This is a genomic window from Dinoroseobacter sp. PD6, from assembly GCF_028807315.1.
Taxonomy (GTDB): domain Bacteria; phylum Pseudomonadota; class Alphaproteobacteria; order Rhodobacterales; family Rhodobacteraceae; genus Dinoroseobacter; species Dinoroseobacter shibae.
Genome location: NZ_JARAMN010000011.1, coordinates 104,506 through 122,418, shown reverse-complemented (window position 1 = coordinate 122,418; position 17,913 = coordinate 104,506). Strand labels below are relative to the sequence as shown.

Genomic DNA, 17,913 nt, shown 5'->3' with positions numbered 1-17,913 from the left:
CGCTTGAAGCGCCGGGATGCCGCAGATAGCGTTGCACCCATGCCCGGCCCGCGCCTTGTGTCCCTGTCCGATCTGCCCGCTGCCAACGCCCGTCTGGCGGCGGACATCGCGCGGCGGCTGAACGTCAAGGCGGCGCGCCTGCCCGAGGCGGTCCGCGGCGCGCGCGGGAAACTGCCCCTGGGGCTTCTGGCCGAGCTGTCCCGGAGCGCCGCGTCCGAGGCCTGGCTCGACCATCCCGCCCTGCGCCACCGGATCGACCTGGCGCAGACGCGCGATCTGCACCGGCGCACGCGCAAGGCGCTCTCCAAGGTGGATCCGAAACGGGGGCGGGAGCGGTTCTGGCTCGGCCTCGTGGCCGGGATGGCGGTGAACCTCGCGCTGCTCACCGCCGGGCTTGTCTGGCTTCTGTTCTGGCGCGGCCTGATCTGACCGCGCCGGGCCCTCAGAGGTTGGGATAGATCGGGAAGCGCCCGCACAGCTCCAGCACCTCGGCGCGCACCTCCGCCTCGACCTCGGCATTGCCGTCCTCGCCGTTTGCGGCCAGCCCGTCCACCACCCGCACGATCCAGTCCGCGATCTGGCGGAACTCCGGCGTACCGAAGCCGCGCGTCGTCCCCGCCGGGGAGCCGAGCCGGATACCGGAGGTGATCATCGGCTTTTCGGTGTCGAACGGGATGCCGTTCTTGTTGCAGGTGATATGGGCGCGCCCGAGCGCCTTTTCCGTGGCGTTGCCCTTCACGCCCTTGGGCCGCAGGTCCACGAGCAGGACATGGGTGTCGGTCCCGCCGGTGACGATGTCGAGCCCCCCCTGCATCAGCTGGTCGGCCAGCGCCTGAGCGTTCTCGATCACCTGGGCCTGGTAGGTCTTGAATTCCGGGCGCAGCGCCTCGCCGAAGGCCACGGCCTTGCCCGCGATCACATGCATCAGCGGCCCGCCCTGGATGCCCGGGAAGATGGCGGAGTTGAACTTCTTCGCCAGCGCCTCGTCATCGGTCAGGATCATGCCGCCGCGCGGGCCGCGCAGGGTCTTGTGGGTCGTGGTGGTGGCCACATGGGCGTGCGGGAAGGGCGAGGGGTAATGCCCCGCCGCCACCAGCCCCGCGAAATGGGCCATGTCCACCAGCACCCAGGCGCCGACACTGTCGGCGATCTCGCGGATGCGGGCGAAGTTGATGATCCGCGGGATGGCCGAGCCGCCGGCGATGATCATCTTCGGCTTGTGCTCGGCCGCCAGTGCGGCGATCTGGTCGTAATCCACGTCCAGCGTATCCTGGCGCACCCCGTACTGGACCGCGTTGAACCACTTGCCGGACTGGTTCGGCTTGGCCCCGTGGGTCAGGTGCCCGCCCGCATCGAGGCTCATGCCCAGGATCGTGTCGCCCGGCTGCAGCAGGGCGGTGAACACGCCCTGGTTGGCTTGGCTACCGGAATTGGGCTGCACATTGGCGAAGGCGCAGCCGAAGAGCTGCCTGGCGCGGTCGATCGCCAGCTCTTCGGCGATGTCGACATATTGGCAGCCGCCGTAATATCGCCGCCCCGGGTAGCCTTCGGCGTATTTGTTGGTCAGGACCGAGCCCTGCGCCTCCATCACCGCGGCCGAGACGATGTTCTCCGAGGCGATCAGCTCGATCTCGTCGCGCTGACGGCCCAGCTCCTTGGTGATGGCGCCGAAGAGTTCGGCATCCCGTGTGGCGAGGCTTTCGGTGAAGAAGCCATTGTCGCGGTGCGGTGCATTCATCTGGACGACTCCGATTCTGGTCGGTTTCTGGGGGACAGGCGCGCGCCTTTCTGGCGCTGATGTAGAGCAATCCGCCGCGCGGAGGAAGGGCGAAGCGCGGGTTTCGACCCGCCGATCCCGTGCGTTCGGCGCGGATATGCCTCTTGTGTTTCCGACACGCGCGGGCGAACACTTTCGGAAACGAAAGGCCCCCGCTGATGCAAATCCGCGAAAAGATTGCGTTTCTTGCCAGCCCCGCGGATGTTGCACAGCAAGCCCGCGCGGCGCTCTCGGCGGTGCATGGCCATGTCCCCCCCGAGGAGGCCGACGTGATCGTGGCGCTGGGCGGCGACGGGTTCATGCTCCAGACCCTGCACGCGACGGAGTCGCTGCGCGCGCCGGTCTACGGGATGAACTGCGGCAGCGTCGGGTTCATGATGAACGAGTATTCCGAGGCCGCCTTGCCCGAACGGCTGGCCGCGGCCGAGGAAGAGGTCATCAACCCGCTGCATATGAAGGCCATCGGGCGTGACGGCACCGTGGTCGAGGCGTTGGCGATCAACGAGGTGGCGCTGCTGCGCGCAGGATCCCAGGCGGCCAAGCTGCGGATCTCGGTGGACGGGCGGGTGCGGATGGACGAGCTGGTCTGCGACGGGGCGCTGGTGGCCACGCCCGCGGGCTCGACCGCCTACAACTACTCCGCCCACGGGCCGATCCTGCCCATCGGGTCCGACGTGCTGGCGCTGACGGCGATGTCGGCGTTCCGGCCCCGGCGCTGGCGCGGCGCGCTTCTGCCCAAGACGGCGATGGTGCGGTTCGACGTGCTGGAGCCGTCCAAGCGCCCGGTGATGGCCGATGCGGACAGCCGGTCGAACCACGAGGTTGTGTCGGTCGAGATCCGCTCCGAGCCCAGCGTCCGCCACCGTATCCTGTTCGACCCGGGCCACGGGTTGGAGGAGCGGCTGATCCGCGAGCAGTTCGTCTGACCCGCTACTCGGCGGCGTCCTTCATCCAGGCCTCGCGCTTGCGATAGATCGTCGAGGGCGACAGGTCGAGCACCCGCGCGGCCTTGGGCACGGACCCGCCATGGCGCGCGATGGTCTCTTCGATCACCATGCGCTCGATCTCGGCCATGGTCCGGCCCATCAACCCATCGAGCGACACGACCGGCTTCTCGGGCGGCAGGCCGACCGGCCCGGCATTGTTGGTCATCGCCTCGTGGTGGTGCAGGATCTCCAGCGGCAGCATGGTCTGGGTCACCAGCGGGCCGTCATTCAGCACCACGACATTGCGCATCACGTTGATCACCTGGCGCACATTGCCGGGCCAGGGCAGGGTGCGGAACAGGGCCTCGACCTCCGGGGCGAGCCCGGTGAACCGGCGCCCTTCCTCCGCGGCGAACTTGCGGACCGCGTCGCGGGCGATGGCGATCACATCCTCGCCCCGTTCGCGCAAGGGGGGCAAGTGGATGGGCACCACTTGCAGGCGGTAATACAGATCCTCGCGGAACCGGCCCCTGCGGACCTCTTCCAGCGGGTTGCGGTTTGTGGCGCAGATGATCCGCACGTTGATCTTGCGCGCCCTTGTCGCGCCCACGGGCTGGATCGTCGAGGTCTGCAGGAACCGCAGCAGCTTGGTCTGCAGGTTCAGGTCCATCTCGCAGATCTCGTCGAGAAACAGTGTGCCGCCATCCGCCGCCGCCGCCGCGCCGATCTTGTCGGCGATGGCACCGGTGAAGGACCCGCGCAAATGGCCGAACACCTCGGATTCCAGCAAATCCGACGGGATCGCCCCGCAATTGAGCGGCACGAAGGGCTTGCCCGCCCGGGTCGAGCTGTCATGGACCGCCTGCGCGCAGACCTCCTTGCCGGTGCCGCTCTCGCCGGTGATGAACACCGTGGCCATGGACCGGCTGACCGACTGGATGCGGCGATAGACGTCCTGCATCGTGTCCGAACTGCCGATGAAGCCGCGGAAGTCGTTCAGGACCTCGGGCGTTTCCTCGGGCGGGCGGACATGGTCGCGCAGGGCGTTGTCGATCGCGGCGAGGAAACGGCCCTCGTCGAAGGGTTTGACCAGGAATTCATAGGCCCCGCCGCGCATCGCCTCCACCGCGCGGTTGATCGAGCCATTGGCCGTGATCACCACGAAACGCGCGTCGGGATTGAGTGCGAGGCATTCGCGCATCAGCTCCAGCCCGTCCCGGTCCGGCAGCATCAGGTCGAGCACGACGACACGGGGCTTGTGGGTCTTGAACCCGGTCAGCCCGGCATCGGCCGTGTCAGCGCAAATCACGGCATGCCCGGCCCCCCGGATAATCGCGTCATAGACAAGCTGAAGCGACGGCGTGTCTTCGATCAGCAGGATAGGCGGCGCACTCATACGGTCGGGATCCTTTCAGCGGCTTCGCGTTCGATCACCCGCAACAGGTCATCAATGCGCGATTTCGCCTCGCTCCCCAGCGTCACGATTTCGCATTCGTCCATGCGGTGGGCCGCCGCGTTCAGCGTCGAGGCCAGTGTATGCAAGCGGTCCGCCCCCACGGCGCCCGCCAGCGATATCAGCACATGGGTCTCGGCCCGCAGCATCGACTGGTCGAGCCGCGGGATCGCCAGGCAGAGATTGTCGCGCACCCGTTCGAGGTCCGCGGTCAACCGGCTCAGCAACTCGCGTGCGCCGTCGGTGCCGGCGATCTCCAGCAGCCGGTCGAACCGGCTCCGGTCCGGCATCGAGACCACGTTGCTGGCCTCCAACTCGTCTGAGGTCGTCGGCGCCCCGAGATGCTGGGCCAGCGTCTCGGCGAAGCTTTCCAGCGACATGATCGGCTTGGCGATGATCGCGTCGGACCCGGCCTGGTAGATCGCTTCGCGGTTCGAGCGCAGGACATAGGCCGTCAGCGCGATCAACGGCATCTTTGCCTTGGCATCGTTCCGGGTGCGAATGGTGCGGATCACCTCGATCCCGTTGAGCCGGGGCATTTCGATGTCGATCAGCGCCAGGTCGAAGTTGCGCTGGTCCAGCGCGTCGAGGGCGGCCACCCCGTCGACCGCGATCTCCGAGGTCGCCCCCAGCGCCTCCAGCATCTGCGTCGTCAGGATCTGGTTGGTCTCATTGTCTTCGGCCACCAGGATATGCTTGCCGCTCAGGTCATGGGACCGGCTCTGGGCAGGCGCGGTGTCCGGCGTGGTCCAGACCCCATCGGGGATGCTCAGGGACACCAGTGCCCCGCCGCCAGCCCGGTTCGCCACCATCAGCCGTCCTCCCATGTCATCGGACAATTCCTTGGCGATATGCAGGCCCAGCCCGGTGCCGGGTTTCGGGGCGTTATCGGGCCGCCCGCGCATCTCGAACAACAGCGCGAGGGCCGCGTCGGAAAAACCGGGCCCCTGGTCGAGCACCCTGAATTGCAGGTCCCGGCTCGGCAACAGGCTGATGTCCAGCTGCACCTCGCCCCGGTCGGTATATTTCAGCGCATTGCTGATCAGGTTGCCGAGAATACGCTCCAGCGCGACCCGGTCCAGCCCGACCACCGAGGGTACCGTGTCGGCAATCGTCATCCGGAACCGCAGGCCCGAGGCCACCGCGCGCCCGGTCCAGCGGCTGTCGAGATCCTGCAGGAACCGGCCCAGATTGAGCCTCTGTCCCGGCCTGCGCGGGGCATCCTCGCCCTCGTTGGCCCAGGACAGGATCTCTTCGACCAGCCGCGCGAGCACCTCGCCGGAGGAGCGCACCCGCTCCAGTTGCGCGCGGGTGTCCGGCTCCAGCACGCCCATGTCAACCAGCCGCAACCCCCCGATGACATCCGACATCGCCCCGCGAATATCGTGGGACAACAAGGATATCTGGTCCGATGTTTCGGCGTTCGCCGGCTCATCGGAACGCTGCAGAGCAGTGTCAGGTGACGTCACGTAGCCTACTCATCCCTGAGTTCAGGTTCGGTGCACGCTGCGGTCGGTTCAGCGCATGGTTGTAAATCAAACCTATGCGACTTACCCGGATTTACAAAACAAAAAAGACCGTGTGCTCGGAAACCTGCCGGAACGTCAGCTGGCCGGATAGCCGAGTTTGCCCAGGGCTTCGGTGATTTCGTCGAGGATCGCCGGGTCATCGATGGTTGCGGGCATCTTCCACGGGGTGCCGTCGGCGATGTTGACCATGGTGCCGCGCAGGATCTTGCCCGACCGGGTCTTGGGCAGCCGGTCGACCACGCAGGCGAGCTTGAAGGCCGCCACGGGGCCGATCTTCTCGCGCACGAGCTTGACGCATTCCTTGGCGATCTCGTCATGGGGTCGGTTCACGCCCGCGCTCAGGCACAGAAAGCCCAGCGGCATCTGCCCCTTCAGGGTGTCCGACACGCCGATCACCGCGCATTCCGCCACGTCCGGATGGCTGGCCAGAACTTCTTCCATCGCGCCGGTGGACAGCCGGTGTCCGGCGACGTTGATCACGTCATCCGTGCGCGCCATGATGTACAGATAGCCGTCCTCGTCGATGTACCCCGCATCCCCGGTCTCGTAATAGCCCGGGAAGGTGGTCAGATAGCTTTTGACGAAGCGTTCCTCGGCCTGCCACAGGTTCGGCAGGGTGCCGGGGGCAAGCGGCAGCTTGACCGCGATGGCACCGAGGGTGCCGGGGGCGACCGGGTGGCCGCCCTCGTCCAGCACCTGCACGTCGTAGCCGGGCATGGCGACCGAGGGGCTGCCGATCTTGACCGGCAGGTGTTCGATGCCCATCGGGTTGGCGGCAATGGCCCAGCCGGTTTCGGTCTGCCACCAGTGGTCGATCACCGGCACGCCGAGCTTGTCCATGGTCCACTGGATCGTATCCGGATCCGCCCGTTCGCCGGCCAGATAGACGGTTTTCAGATGGGACAGGTCGTATTTTCCGATGAACTCCCCGTTGGGATCCTCGCGCTTGACCGCGCGCAGGGCGGTGGGGGCGGTGAAAAAGGACTTCACCTTGTGCTCGGAAATCACGCGCCAGAAGGTGCCCGCATCAGGCGTGCCTACGGGCTTGCCCTCGAACACGATGGTGGTGTTGCCGTGGATCAGCGGCGCGTAGCAGATATAGGAATGCCCCACGACCCAGCCCACGTCCGAGGCCGCCCAGAATACATCGCCCGGGTTCACGTTGTAGATATTCTTCATCGTCCAGTTGAGCGCCACGAGATGCCCCGCGGTCGGGCGCAGCACGCCCTTGGGCTGCCCGGTGGTGCCCGAAGTATAGAGGATATAGGCCGGGTGGTTGCCCGCCACCGGCACACATTCGGCAGGATCCACGCCGTATTGCGCCTCGTGCCAGTCGAAATCGCGGCCCGGCTCCAGGTGGGCGACCTCCTGCTCGCGTTGGAAGATCAGGCAGAAGTCGGGCTTGTGGGTCGCCAGGTCAATCGCGCCGTCGAGCAGGGGCTTGTAATGGACCACGCGCCCGGGCTCGATCCCGCAGGAGGCGGCGATGATCGCCTTGGGCGTGGCATCGTCGATCCGCACCGCAAGCTCGTTGGCGGCAAACCCGCCGAACACCACCGAGTGGATCGCGCCGAGCCGCGCGCAAGCCAGCATCGCCTCCAGCGCCTGGGGCACCATCGGCATGTAGATCAGGACCCGGTCACCTTTCTCGATCCCCTTGGCGCGCAGCGCCCCGGCCAGAAGCGATACGCGCTCCTGCAACTCGGCATAGGTGATTTCCTGCTTGGTGTGGGTGACGGGGCTGTCATGGATGATCGCCACCCGGTCGCCATTCCCGGCCTGCACATGCCGGTCCACCGCGTTGAAGCAGGTGTTGACCTCGGCATCGGTGAACCACTCGTAAAGCGGGGCGTTGTCGGAGTTCAGCGCCGCGCCGGGCGGTGTGACCCAATCAATGGCCTGCGCGGCCTCCATCCAGAACCCCTCGGGGTCGTTTTTCCACGCAGCATAGGTCTGAGAATAGGTCATCGGCGTCCTCCTGAAGTGCGCTTATTTTCAAGGCACTCGAGGGCTTGGGCAAGGGGGGCGCCTGCGACTGATTGTGCTAACGCCCGGGCGCCGGATGCGACATGCAAACCCCCATCCGAAACCCGGTTTATAAATTTCGCCGCGCTCTATCCGCGATGCCGATCGTTGCGACGCCGCCGCTCAGCCGTAGACCGCCACCGGGGTGCCCGCGATGGCCGACATGTTGAGCAATCCGCGCGCGGTGATCGACGGCGTGACCACATGGGCGCGGTTGCCCAGCCCCATCAGGATCGGCCCGACCTCCAGCCCGTTGGCCTTCATCTTGAGAATGTTGCGCACCCCAGAGGCCGCGTCGGAATTGGCGAAGACCAGCACATTGGCCACCCCTTCCATCCGCGAATGGGGGAAGATGCGGGCGCGCAGTTCGGGGTCGAGCGCGCTGTCGGTGTGCATCTCACCCTCATAGGCGAAATCCAGGTTCATCCCGTCCAGAAGCGCCAGCGCCGCGCGCATCCGCCGCCCGGAATCGATGTCCAGGTTGCCGAACTGCGAATGCGAGCAGAGCGCGATGTTCGGCTCCAGCCCGAAGCGGCGCACATGGCGCGCCGCCCCGCAGACGGTCTCGGCGATCTGCTGCGGGGTGGGGGTGGCGTGGACATGGGTGTCGGCGATGAAGAGCGGCCCGTCCTCCAGGATCATCAGGCTGAGCGCGCCGACCGGATGCAGCCCGTCCTGTCCCAGGGTCTCGCAGACATAGTTCAGATGCCACAGGTATTGCCCGAACGTGCCGCAGATCAGGCTGTCGGCATCGCCGCGATGGACCATGATCGCGCCGATGGCGGTGGAATTGGTGCGCAGGATCGCCTTGGCAATGTCCGGGGTGACGCCCTTGCGTTCCATGATCGCGTGGTAGGTTTCCCAGTAGTCGCGATAGCGCGGGTCGTCCTGGGGGTTGACCAGCTCGAAATCCTTGCCGGGCCGGATCGGCAGGCCCGCGCGCTCGCAGCGGGCGATGACCACCTCGGGCCGCCCGATCAGGATGGGCTTGTCGGTGGTCTGTTCGATCATCGAGTTGGCGGCGCGCAGCACCCGCTCGTCCTCGCCCTCGGCGAAGACGATGCTGCGCTCGGCCTGGGCGGCGGCCTCGAAGACCGGGCGCATGATCATGGCCGACTTGAAGACCGACCCGTCCAGCTTGGCCTTGTAGGCGTCGAGATCCTCGATCGGCCGCTCGGCCACGCCGGACTCGATGGCGGCGCGGGCCACGGCGGTGGCCACCACGCCCATCAGGCGCGGATCGAAGGGTTTCGGGATCAGGTAGTCGCGCCCGAATGTCATCTGCTCGCCGCGATAGGCGGCGGCTGCCTCGGCGCTGGTGGTGGCGCGGGCGAGCGCCGCGATCCCCTCGATGCAACCGATCTGCATGGCGTCGTTGATCTCCGTCGCGCCGACATCGAGCGCGCCGCGGAAGATGAACGGGAAACACAGCACGTTGTTGACCTGGTTGGGATAATCCGTGCGCCCCGTGGCGATGATCGCGTCCGGGGCGACCTCGCGGACCAGTTCGGGCATGATCTCGGGCGTGGGGTTGGCCAGTGCGAAGATGATCGGCTGATCAGCCATCTGATTGACCATCTCGGGGGTGAGCACCCCGGGGGCCGAGAGGCCGAGGAACATGTCCGCCCCTGCGATCACATCCGCGATGGTGCGCGCGTCGGTGTCCTGGGCATAGGCTTCCTTCTGGGGCGTCATCTCTTCGGTGCGGCCCTTGTAGACCACGCCCGCCACGTCGCACAGAGTGACGTTCTCGCGTTTCACCCCGAGTTTCAGCAGCATGTTGAGGCAGGCGATGCCCGCCGCCCCGCCCCCGGTGGAGACGATCTTGAGATCCTCGAAGGTACGGCCCGTCACGCGCAGGGCGTTGGTCGCCGCAGCCCCCACCACGATGGCGGTGCCGTGCTGGTCGTCGTGGAAGACGGGGATGTTCATCCGCTCCCGGCAGATCTTTTCCACGATGAAACAGTCCGGCGCCTTGATGTCTTCGAGGTTGATCGCCCCGAAGGTGGGCTCCAACGCGCAGACCAGCTCCGCCAGCTTTTCGGGGTCTTTCTCGTTCAGCTCGATGTCGAAACAGTCGATATTGGCGAATTTCTTGAACAGGACCGCCTTGCCCTCCATCACCGGCTTGGAGGCGAGACTGCCGATATTGCCCAGCCCCAGAACGGCGGTGCCATTGGTGACCACGCCCACCAGGTTGCCGCGCCCGGTATAGAGTGCGGCGGCGGTCGGATCGGCCTTGATCTCCAGGCAGGCCTCGGCCACGCCGGGGGAATAGGCGCGCGCCAGATCGAGCTGGTTGGCCAGCGGCTTGGTCGCGCGCACCTCCAGCTTGCCGGGCCGCGGGTGCGAGTGGTAATAAAGCGCGGCCTGACGGGCGCTGTCATCTTTGCTGGCAGACAAGGGTCCCCTCCCCGAATTGAAACTAGTTTAGCCTTAAACCATCTCGCCTCCCCTGTGAACACGGAATCCGCGCCGATGACCGCAGCCAGGCGGCACGGGCCGGGTTTGGGCACGGGCGGTCTTGCAAACCCCGGTGGGCCAAAGCACTGTGCGCCCATGCAGGAGGTGCTGAGATGGAGCTGATGGAGGCCGCGCGCGCGGTTCGCGAAAACGCCTACGCGCCCTATTCCGAGTTCAAGGTGGGGGCCGCGATCCGGGCCGCATCGGGGGCGGTCTATACCGGGTGCAACGTGGAAAACGTGGCCTATCCCGAGGGCACCTGCGCCGAGGCGGGCGCGATCGCGGCCATGGTCGCGGCGGGCGAGACCGTTCTGACCGAGGTCGCGGTGATCGCCGACAGCCCCAGCCCCGTGCCCCCCTGCGGCGGCTGCCGCCAGAAGCTGCGCGAGTTCGGCGCGCCGGAGACGGTCGTGACCCTTGGCACCACCGGCGGCGCGCGGGCCAGCATGACCCTGTCGGAGCTACTGCCCGGCGCCTTCGATCAGAGCCACATGGCCGCCCCGTGACCGCGCGGACGGTGATCGCGGCGGTGCGGGACGGCGCGCCGGTGGTGGCGGAGGACCTGCGCGCCTTCGCCCGGGGCCTCGCCTCCGGCACGGTCAGCGATGCCCAGGCCGGGGCCTTCGCCATGGCGGTCCTGTTGCGGGGCTTGGGCGATGCGGGGCGCGTGGCGCTGACGCAAGCCATGCGCGACAGTGGCGATGTGCTGGCTTGGGACCTGCCCGGGCCGGTGCTCGACAAGCATTCCACGGGCGGGATTGGGGATACGGTGTCGCTCCTGCTGGCCCCGGCGCTGGCGGCCTGCGGGGCTTACGTGCCGATGATCTCGGGCCGGGGGCTGGGTCATACGGGCGGCACGCTCGACAAACTCGAGGCGCTGGAGGGCTACCGCACCGACATTTCCGAGGATGCGCTGAGGGCGGTGGTGGCCGAGACCGGCTGCGCCATCGTCGGGGCCACGGGCCAGATCGCGCCCGCGGACCGGCGGCTCTATGCCATCCGCGACGTCACCGCCACGGTCGAAAGCATCGACCTGATCACCGCCTCGATCCTGTCCAAGAAGCTCGCGGCGGGGCTGGGCGGGCTGGTGCTGGATGTCAAATGCGGCTCGGGCGCGTTTCTGACCGACCCCGCGGCGGCCCGGGATCTGGCGCAGGCGCTGGTGCGCACGGCCAATGGCGCGGGCTGTCCCACCTGGGCGCTGCTGACGGATATGGATGAGAGCCTCGCCAGTGCCGCGGGCAATGCGCTGGAGGTGGCGGAGGTGCTGCGTATCCTGCGGGGCGACGCGACGAGCCCGCGCCTGCGCGCGGCGACCGTGTCCCTGGGCGGGGCGCTGCTGGCCCTGGGCGGGCTGGCGGACGACCCCGCGGACGGGGCGGCACGGATCGACGCCACTCTGCGCGATGGCCGCGCGGCGGAGGTTTTCGCCCGCATGGTCGCTGCCCTCGGCGGGCCGCGCAACGTGGTGGCCACGGGCCTTGCCGGGTTGCCCGAAGCGCCGGTGGTGCGCGAAGTGCCTGCGCCCGCGGCGGGCGTGCTGACCGCCTGCGATGCCAAGGCGCTGGGCTGGGCGGTGGTGTCCCTGGGCGGCGGGCGGCAGGTGGAAACCGACCCGGTCGACCCGGCGGTGGGCCTGTCGGATATCGCCCCGCTCGGCACCTCCGTCGTCCGGGGCGAGCCCATCGCCCGGGTCCATGCCGCCCGCGAAGAGGCCGCCGACCGCGCCGTGGTCGAGGTTCAGGCGGCCTTTACCCTCGGCACGAGTTTCGACGCGACGCCGCTTGTCCTCGGAGAGGTCCGCCCATGACCCGTGCTTTCCTGATCGTGATGGACAGCGTCGGCTGCGGCGGTGCCCCCGATGCCGCGGATTTCGGCGATGAAGGCGCCAACACGCTGGCCCATATCGCCCAGGCCTGTGCCGCCGGTCGGGCCGACGCGGGGCGCAGCGGCCCCCTGCGCATGCCGGTGCTCGACGGGCTGGGGCTGGGCGCGGCGATCCGGCTGGCCTCCGGCGCCGAGACGCCGGGGCTGGCGGCAACGCCCACCGGGCTCTGGGGGGCGGCGACCGAGGTGTCGCGCGGCAAGGACACCCCCACCGGGCACTGGGAGCTTGCGGGCGTTCCCGTCCCCTGGGAATGGACGACCTTCCCCGACACCGACCCGGCCTTCCCGCCCGACCTGCTGGCCGAGATGGCGCGGGCCGCGGGCACCGAGGGCACGCTGTGCAACACCCATGCCTCGGGCACCGAGGTGATCGAGCGTTTCGGGGCGGAACATCTGCGCACCGGCTGGCCGATCTGCTACACCTCCGTGGACAGTGTGCTGCAGATCGCCGCCCATGAAGAGGCCTTCGGGCTCGACCGTTTGCTGGACGTGTGCGAAACCCTCGCGCCGCGCCTGCACGCGATGAAGGTCGGCCGCGTGATCGCGCGGCCCTTCCTCGGCTCGGAGGCGACAGGCTTCGTGCGCACTCAGAACCGCCGCGACTTCGCCATCGCGCCCCCGGCGCCGACCCTGTGCGACCGGGTTCAGGCCGCCGGGCGCCGGGTCCATGCCATCGGCAAGATCAAGGATATCTTCTCGGGGCGCGGCATCGACACGGTCGCCAAGGGGTCCGATGCCGCGCTGATGGAGGCGCTGATCGCCGCCGGGCAGGTGGCCGAGGGGGGCTCCCTCACCTTTGCGAATTTCGTCGAATTCGACAGCCTCTATGGTCACCGCCGCGACGTGGCGGGCTATGCCCGCGCTCTGGAATGGTTCGACGCGCAACTGCCCCGTTTCCTCGCGACCCTGCGGCCCGGAGACCTCGCGATCTTTACCGCCGATCACGGCAACGACCCCACCTGGCACGGCACCGAACACACACGCGAACGCGTCCCGGTGGTCGGCTACGGCGTGGGCGTCCATGAAGTCGGAATTGTTGGATTTGGGGATATCGGGGCGACGATTGGCGCCCATCTTGGGATTGAAATGTTCGATATGGGCAAGGCGATGCTGCCATGAAAGAGCTTCCGAAACTGGAATTGCACCTGCATCTGGAGGGCGCTGCGCCACCCGCCTTCATCCGCGGGCTGGCCGCGGAGAAATCCGTGAACCTGTCGGGCATCTTCGACGCGCGCGGCGCCTATGCCTACCGCGATTTCGTCGATTTCCTGCGGGTCTACGAGGCCGCCTGCACCGTGTTGCAGACGCCCCAGGATTTCTATCGGCTCACCCGCGCGGTGCTGGAGGCGTCCGCCGCCGAAGGCGTGATCTATACCGAGGCCTTCCTTAGCCCCGATTTCTGCGGCGGCCGCGACCTGGATGCCTGGCGCGACTACCTCGCCGCGATGACCGAGGCCGCGGCAGACGCCGAGGCCGCCGACGGCATCGTGATGCGCGGCATCGTCACCTGCATCCGCCATTTCGGCCCCGAAGCTGCCCGCGAAACCGCCCGTTGCGCGGCGGAAACCGCGGGGGCGTTCATCACCGGGTTCGGCATCGCGGGGGAAGAGATGAAAGGTGCGCCCAAGGATTTCGCCTATGCCTTCGACATGGCGCGCGAGGCGGAGCTGCAGCTGACCGCCCATGCGGGCGAGTGGGGCGGGGCGCGGTCCGTGCGCGACGCGGTGCGCGACCTGGGCGTGACCCGGATCGGGCACGGGGTGCAGGCCATCGAAGACCCCGGGCTGCTGGAGGAGCTGGCCGAGGCCGGCATCACGCTGGAGGTCTGCCCCGGCTCCAACGTCGCGCTGGGGGTCTACCCCAACTGGCGCGCCCACCCGATCGAACGCTTGCGCAAGGCGGGGGTGCCGGTGACCGTCTCGACCGACGATCCGCCGTTCTTTCACACCACCATGAGCGGAGAATACGAAAACCTCGCGCAAAGCTTCGGCTGGGAGCTTCCGGATTTCGCCGCGATCACCTATGCCGCCCTCGACGCCGCCTTTTGCGACACCGCGACCCGGGAGGCTTTGCGCACCCGGCTGGCCCCCACATTCGGAGAGTTCACATGACCGAGCACTGCACCATCGTCGATCACCCCCTCGTGCAGCACAAGCTGACCTTGATGCGCGACAAGGGAACCTCCACCTCGGAGTTTCGGCGGCTGTTGCAGGAAATCGCGCTGCTGCTGGCCTATGAGGTGACGCGGGACCTGCCGCTCGGGACCGCGCGGATCGAGACCCCGCTGGAGCCGATGGACGCGCCGAAGCTGGAGGGCAAGAAGCTGGCGCTGATCTCGATCCTGCGGGCGGGCAACGGGCTGCTGGACGGGGTTTTGCAGCTGATCCCGTCGGCGCGGGTCGGGTTTGTCGGGCTCTACCGGGACGAAGAGACGCTGGAGCCGGTGGAGTATTACTTCAAGGTGCCGGAAAACCTTGAAGAGCGGATGGTGATCGCCGTGGATCCGATGCTGGCCACGGGCAACTCGTCCGCGGCGGCCATCGACATGCTGAAGAAGGCGGGCGCGAAGGACATCCGGTTTCTGTGCCTGCTGGCCGCGCCCGAAGGGGTCAAGCGGATGAAGGAGGCGCATCCGGACGTGCCGATCGTAACGGCGGCGGTGGACAGTCACCTCAACGAGAAGGGCTATATCGTGCCCGGTCTCGGGGATGCGGGCGACCGTCTGTTCGGCACCAAGTAGTCAGCCCTCGCAGAGCGCCTGCAGCACCACCCAGGCATTGTCGTCGAGCACCACGGGGCTTGCGGCATCGCGGTAGGGATCCGCCTCGATCAGGCCGAGCGTTGTTTCGCCGGTGACATCGAGCGCCCTTGCATAGGGCGTGGTGGCAACGCGGGCGCGGGCGAAGCGGTCGAGCAGGGCGGCTTCGGGAATGGCCTCGGGCGGGGTGCGCAGGGCGTGACGGGCATAGGCCTGCAGCGCGCGGTCGGGCAGCTTGCCCGTGGTCAGGAAGCGCAGGGTGGTGGTCGTGCCCATCACGTCGAGCATGTCGCGCAGGGGGTCGTGCAGCTCGGCCCGGGCCAGTTCCGACAGCAGCGCGCCTGCGGCCACGTCGGCGGTCTCGTGATCTTCGATCACGCTGCGGCCCAGCACGACAAGCGGACCCGGCAGCAGCAGGCTCGTCTCCACCCCGCTGCGCACCACGTGGACGCGCGGCGCATCCGGGCTGGCCACGCGGCGGGTAAGCTGGGCCAGCACCCGGCGGCCTTCGGGCGTGGTGCACGCCGGGCCGGTCATCTGTTCCAGCGCGCCGAGGGCCTGGGCACCGATGGCCGCGCGCTGGGCGACGGGCACGACGGAGGTGGCGTGGTCCTTGATCGCGTCGGGCAGCCAGAAGGCGCCCGCGGCGAGCACGAGCAGCGCGGCGCCCGCGGCACTAAGCAATCGCAGGCGTCCGGGTCTGGGTTCGGCGCGTTTGACCGCGCGCTGAACCCGTTCGATCGCCTCGATCATGTCGGTGTCTTCGATCTCCAGCGTCTCGTCTTCATCCGGGCCGGGGGCAAAAAGCGCGGGGCGCACGCCGGGATTGCGCCGCTCGATCGCGGGCAGGGACCAGTGGGAGAGGGGCGCTTCGGTCTTGTCGGCGATCACCAGCGAGGCGGTGCCCACGAAAACATAGACGTCGCGCCGCTGGGCCGCCTCGTCGGCGCGCCACAGACCCGTGGATTCCAGCCGGATATAGTCCTTGAGCGCGGTCACTGCCGGGGATGCCTGTGTTTCTCGTTGTGGCGCTCACCCTAGCCTGTCGCCGGGGCACGCTCAATCCAAACCGAGAGGGCGGGGTGGATTGGGGTGCGCGGCGAAACGCAGGGTGCGCGTCGGGCGGCGCGGGTCGGGCGGGTCACGTAGTGCGCCGTGCCGCGCACGTCGCCCGAAGCGGGGGCTTCGCCCCCGTCGCTGCGCGACCCCTCCTGGAGTATTTCGGCACACATGAAGGGGGGGCCGGGGGATCTGCGGGGTGGAAAAGCCCCGAAAGGTTAAAGCGGCAGGCCCGGGCCGGGGTGATCTTGCCGACAAATTTTTTTGCGAAATCCGGGCGGGTCAGGGGGTTACAGGGATTTGTTTCGCATGCGAAACATTCCAGTTCTTGAATAGGTTAACGCCCGCGCCGCCGGAGGGTGCGCGGGCGGCCGGGTTACAGGGCCTTGGCGCGGTTGCGCAGCTCGAACTTCTGGATCTTGCCGGTGGAGGTCTTGGGCAGTTCGGTGAAGACGACCTTCTTGGGGGTCTTGAAGCCTGCCAGCCGCTCGCGGGCGAAGGCGATGATCTCGGCCTCCTCGGCTGTCTTGCCGTCCTTCAGTTCGACGAAGGCGCAGGGCACCTCGCCCCAGGTCGGGTCCGGCTTGGCCACCACCGCGCAGAGCAGCACCGCCGGGTGGTGCATCAGCGCGCCCTCGACCTCGACCGAGGAGATGTTCTCGCCGCCGGAGATGATGATGTCCTTGGCCCGGTCGGCGATCTGGATGTAGCCGTCGGGATGTTGCAGAGCGATGTCGCCGGAGTGGAAATAGCCGCCTGCGAAGGCTTCGGCGGTGGCGTCGGGGTTGCGGTAATAGCCCTTCATCACCGAGTTGCCGCGCATCATCACCTCGCCCGTGGTGGCCCCGTCCATGGGCACCTGGCGCATCTCAGCGTCCATCACGGTGATATGCTCCATCTGGGGCAGGGCCACGCCCTGGCGGGCCTTGATCGCGGCGCGCTCTGCCTGGGGCAGGGTGTCCCAATCGGGGTTCCAGACGCATTCGGTCACGTGCCCATAGGTCTCGGTCAGCCCGTAGACTTGCGTGACGTTGAAGCCCAGCTCCTCGATCGCGGCAAGGGTGGCGGCGGCGGGCGGCGCGCCGGCGGTGAAGACCTCCACCGTGTGCGAAAAGGGGCGGCGGGCGGCCTCCGGCGCGTTGACGATCATGTTGAGCACGATGGGCGCGCCGCCGAAATGGGTGACACCGTTCTCGGCGATGGCGGTGTAGATCGCCTGCGCCGACACATCGCGGCAGCACACCACCGTGCCGCCGAGCATGGGCATCATCCAGCTGTGGTTCCAGCCGTTGCAGTGAAAGAGCGGCACGATGGCGAGCCAGCGGGGGTAGAGCACCATGCGCCAGGAGATCACCGTGCCCATGGTCATCAGATACGCGCCGCGGTGGTGGTAGACCACGCCCTTGGGCCGCCCGGTGGTGCCGGACGTGTAGTTGAGGGCCAGGCTTTCCCATTCGTCCCGGGGCATGATCCAGGGGAAGTCCGGGTCGCCGCCCGCGAGGAAATCCTCGTATTCCGTGTAGCCGCCCAGGGCATGGACCCCTGCGGCGTCGTCGGCTACCTCGATCAGGAGCGGCGCGGGCCCGTCGAGCCGTTCGCAGGCCTCGGCGGCGAGCGGCAGGAACTGGCTGTCCACCAACACCGCCTTGGCGCCACCGTGGGAGAGGATATAGGCGACCGTGTCCACGTCGAGCCGGATGTTGATCGTGTTCAGGACCGCGCCGCAGGCGGGCACGCCGAAATGCGCCTCGACCATGGCGGGGGTGTTGGGCAGGAGCGTCGCCACCACGTCGCCCGGGGCGATCCCGGCGCCCGCCAGCGCCGAGGCGAGGCGGCTGACGCGGCCGTGATACTCGGCATAGGTGAAGCTGCGGTCGCCGTAGACCACGGCCTCGCGCGCCGGATAGACCCGGGCGGCCCGCGCGAGATGGCTGAGCGGCGTCAGCGGCACATAATTCGCGGCGCATTTGTCGAGCCCGGTTTCATTTGCCAGCCAGCCCATGGCGTGCCCTCCCCTTGATTTTCGCAGCCTCTTG

The 17,913-nt window shown here is 68.0% G+C and carries 14 protein-coding genes; 7 read left to right on the top strand and 7 right to left on the bottom strand.

Annotation, left to right across the window (positions count from 1 at the left end):
* The first annotated feature begins 39 nt into the window (after positions 1-39).
* Positions 40-429 carry a hypothetical protein gene (locus PVW48_RS17060; RefSeq protein ID WP_274582200.1) on the top strand — a complete coding sequence of 130 codons (390 nt, stop codon included), beginning with the start codon at positions 40-42 and terminating at the stop codon, positions 427-429.
* Between the two features lie 13 nt (positions 430-442).
* Here the strand turns inward: PVW48_RS17060 and glyA are convergent, their stop codons facing one another.
* Complete coding sequence (glyA, locus tag PVW48_RS17055) at positions 443-1,738, bottom strand: serine hydroxymethyltransferase (protein WP_274582199.1); 1,296 nt, start codon at positions 1,736-1,738, stop codon at positions 443-445.
* A gap of 197 nt (positions 1,739-1,935) precedes the next feature.
* Between glyA and PVW48_RS17050 the strand changes: the two genes are divergently transcribed.
* On the top strand, positions 1,936-2,703 hold the full coding sequence (locus PVW48_RS17050; protein WP_012177500.1) for an NAD kinase: 768 nt from the start codon (positions 1,936-1,938) through the stop codon (positions 2,701-2,703).
* Positions 2,704-2,707: 4 nt separating this feature from the next.
* Here PVW48_RS17050 and PVW48_RS17045 read toward each other — a convergent pair whose 3' ends face one another.
* The 4 genes from PVW48_RS17045 to PVW48_RS17030 form a co-directional block, all read right to left on the bottom strand.
* Entirely contained in the window at positions 2,708-4,099 is a 1,392-nt protein-coding gene (locus tag PVW48_RS17045) for a sigma-54-dependent transcriptional regulator (protein ID WP_012177501.1), read from the bottom strand.
* Positions 4,096-5,550, bottom strand: a complete 1,455-nt coding sequence (locus tag PVW48_RS17040) for a response regulator (RefSeq protein WP_274582198.1) — start codon at positions 5,548-5,550, stop codon at positions 4,096-4,098. Before PVW48_RS17040 ends, PVW48_RS17045 begins: the two co-directional genes overlap by 4 nt.
* Positions 5,551-5,760: 210 nt before the next feature.
* A complete protein-coding gene (prpE, locus tag PVW48_RS17035) occupies positions 5,761-7,653 on the bottom strand; it encodes a propionate-CoA ligase PrpE (RefSeq protein WP_274582197.1) in 1,893 nt (630 codons plus the stop codon).
* Between the two features lie 180 nt (positions 7,654-7,833).
* On the bottom strand, positions 7,834-10,113 hold the full coding sequence (locus PVW48_RS17030; RefSeq protein ID WP_274582196.1) for an NADP-dependent malic enzyme: 2,280 nt from the start codon (positions 10,111-10,113) through the stop codon (positions 7,834-7,836).
* Between the two features lie 173 nt (positions 10,114-10,286).
* Between PVW48_RS17030 and PVW48_RS17025 the strand changes: the two genes are divergently transcribed.
* From PVW48_RS17025 to upp, 5 genes are read left to right on the top strand one after another with little or no spacing between them, the layout of a single operon-like run.
* Positions 10,287-10,679 (top strand): cytidine deaminase, encoded by a 393-nt coding sequence (locus PVW48_RS17025; protein WP_012177505.1) that lies wholly within the window; start codon positions 10,287-10,289, stop codon positions 10,677-10,679.
* Positions 10,676-11,983 carry a thymidine phosphorylase gene (locus tag PVW48_RS17020; protein ID WP_274582195.1) on the top strand — a complete coding sequence of 436 codons (1,308 nt, stop codon included), beginning with the start codon at positions 10,676-10,678 and terminating at the stop codon, positions 11,981-11,983. The genes PVW48_RS17025 and PVW48_RS17020 overlap by 4 nt, the downstream gene beginning before the upstream one ends.
* Positions 11,980-13,179, top strand: coding sequence for a phosphopentomutase (locus tag PVW48_RS17015; protein WP_274582194.1), 1,200 nt, complete (start codon positions 11,980-11,982; stop codon positions 13,177-13,179). The genes PVW48_RS17020 and PVW48_RS17015 overlap by 4 nt, the downstream gene beginning before the upstream one ends.
* Positions 13,176-14,171 carry an adenosine deaminase gene (locus PVW48_RS17010; RefSeq protein ID WP_274582193.1) on the top strand — a complete coding sequence of 332 codons (996 nt, stop codon included), beginning with the start codon at positions 13,176-13,178 and terminating at the stop codon, positions 14,169-14,171. Before PVW48_RS17015 ends, PVW48_RS17010 begins: the two co-directional genes overlap by 4 nt.
* Positions 14,168-14,800, top strand: a complete 633-nt coding sequence (gene upp, locus PVW48_RS17005) for a uracil phosphoribosyltransferase (protein WP_012177509.1) — start codon at positions 14,168-14,170, stop codon at positions 14,798-14,800. Before PVW48_RS17010 ends, upp begins: the two co-directional genes overlap by 4 nt.
* Here upp and PVW48_RS17000 read toward each other — a convergent pair whose 3' ends face one another.
* Positions 14,801-15,817: a hypothetical protein gene (locus PVW48_RS17000; RefSeq protein WP_274582192.1), complete on the bottom strand. Its 1,017-nt coding sequence runs from the start codon at positions 15,815-15,817 to the stop codon at positions 14,801-14,803.
* Between the two features lie 436 nt (positions 15,818-16,253).
* Positions 16,254-17,879: a long-chain-fatty-acid--CoA ligase gene (locus tag PVW48_RS16995; RefSeq protein ID WP_274582191.1), complete on the bottom strand. Its 1,626-nt coding sequence runs from the start codon at positions 17,877-17,879 to the stop codon at positions 16,254-16,256.
* Positions 17,880-17,913: the final 34 nt, after the last annotated feature.

Bases quoted from the DNA above. Each gene is read 5' to 3' on its own strand.
- PVW48_RS17045 (WP_012177501.1), bottom strand. From the start codon at position 4,099: ATGAGTGCGCCGCCTATCCTGCTGATCGAAGACACGCCGTCGCTTCAG.
- upp (WP_012177509.1), top strand. From the start codon at position 14,168: ATGACCGAGCACTGCACCATCGTCGATCACCCCCTCGTGCAGCACAAG.
- PVW48_RS17015 (WP_274582194.1), top strand. From the start codon at position 11,980: ATGACCCGTGCTTTCCTGATCGTGATGGACAGCGTCGGCTGCGGCGGT.
- PVW48_RS16995 (WP_274582191.1), bottom strand. From the start codon at position 17,879: ATGGGCTGGCTGGCAAATGAAACCGGGCTCGACAAATGCGCCGCGAAT.
- PVW48_RS17060 (WP_274582200.1), top strand. From the start codon at position 40: ATGCCCGGCCCGCGCCTTGTGTCCCTGTCCGATCTGCCCGCTGCCAAC.
- PVW48_RS17050 (WP_012177500.1), top strand. From the start codon at position 1,936: ATGCAAATCCGCGAAAAGATTGCGTTTCTTGCCAGCCCCGCGGATGTT.
- glyA (WP_274582199.1), bottom strand. From the start codon at position 1,738: ATGAATGCACCGCACCGCGACAATGGCTTCTTCACCGAAAGCCTCGCC.
- PVW48_RS17010 (WP_274582193.1), top strand. From the start codon at position 13,176: ATGAAAGAGCTTCCGAAACTGGAATTGCACCTGCATCTGGAGGGCGCT.
- PVW48_RS17025 (WP_012177505.1), top strand. From the start codon at position 10,287: ATGGAGCTGATGGAGGCCGCGCGCGCGGTTCGCGAAAACGCCTACGCG.
- prpE (WP_274582197.1), bottom strand. From the start codon at position 7,653: ATGACCTATTCTCAGACCTATGCTGCGTGGAAAAACGACCCCGAGGGG.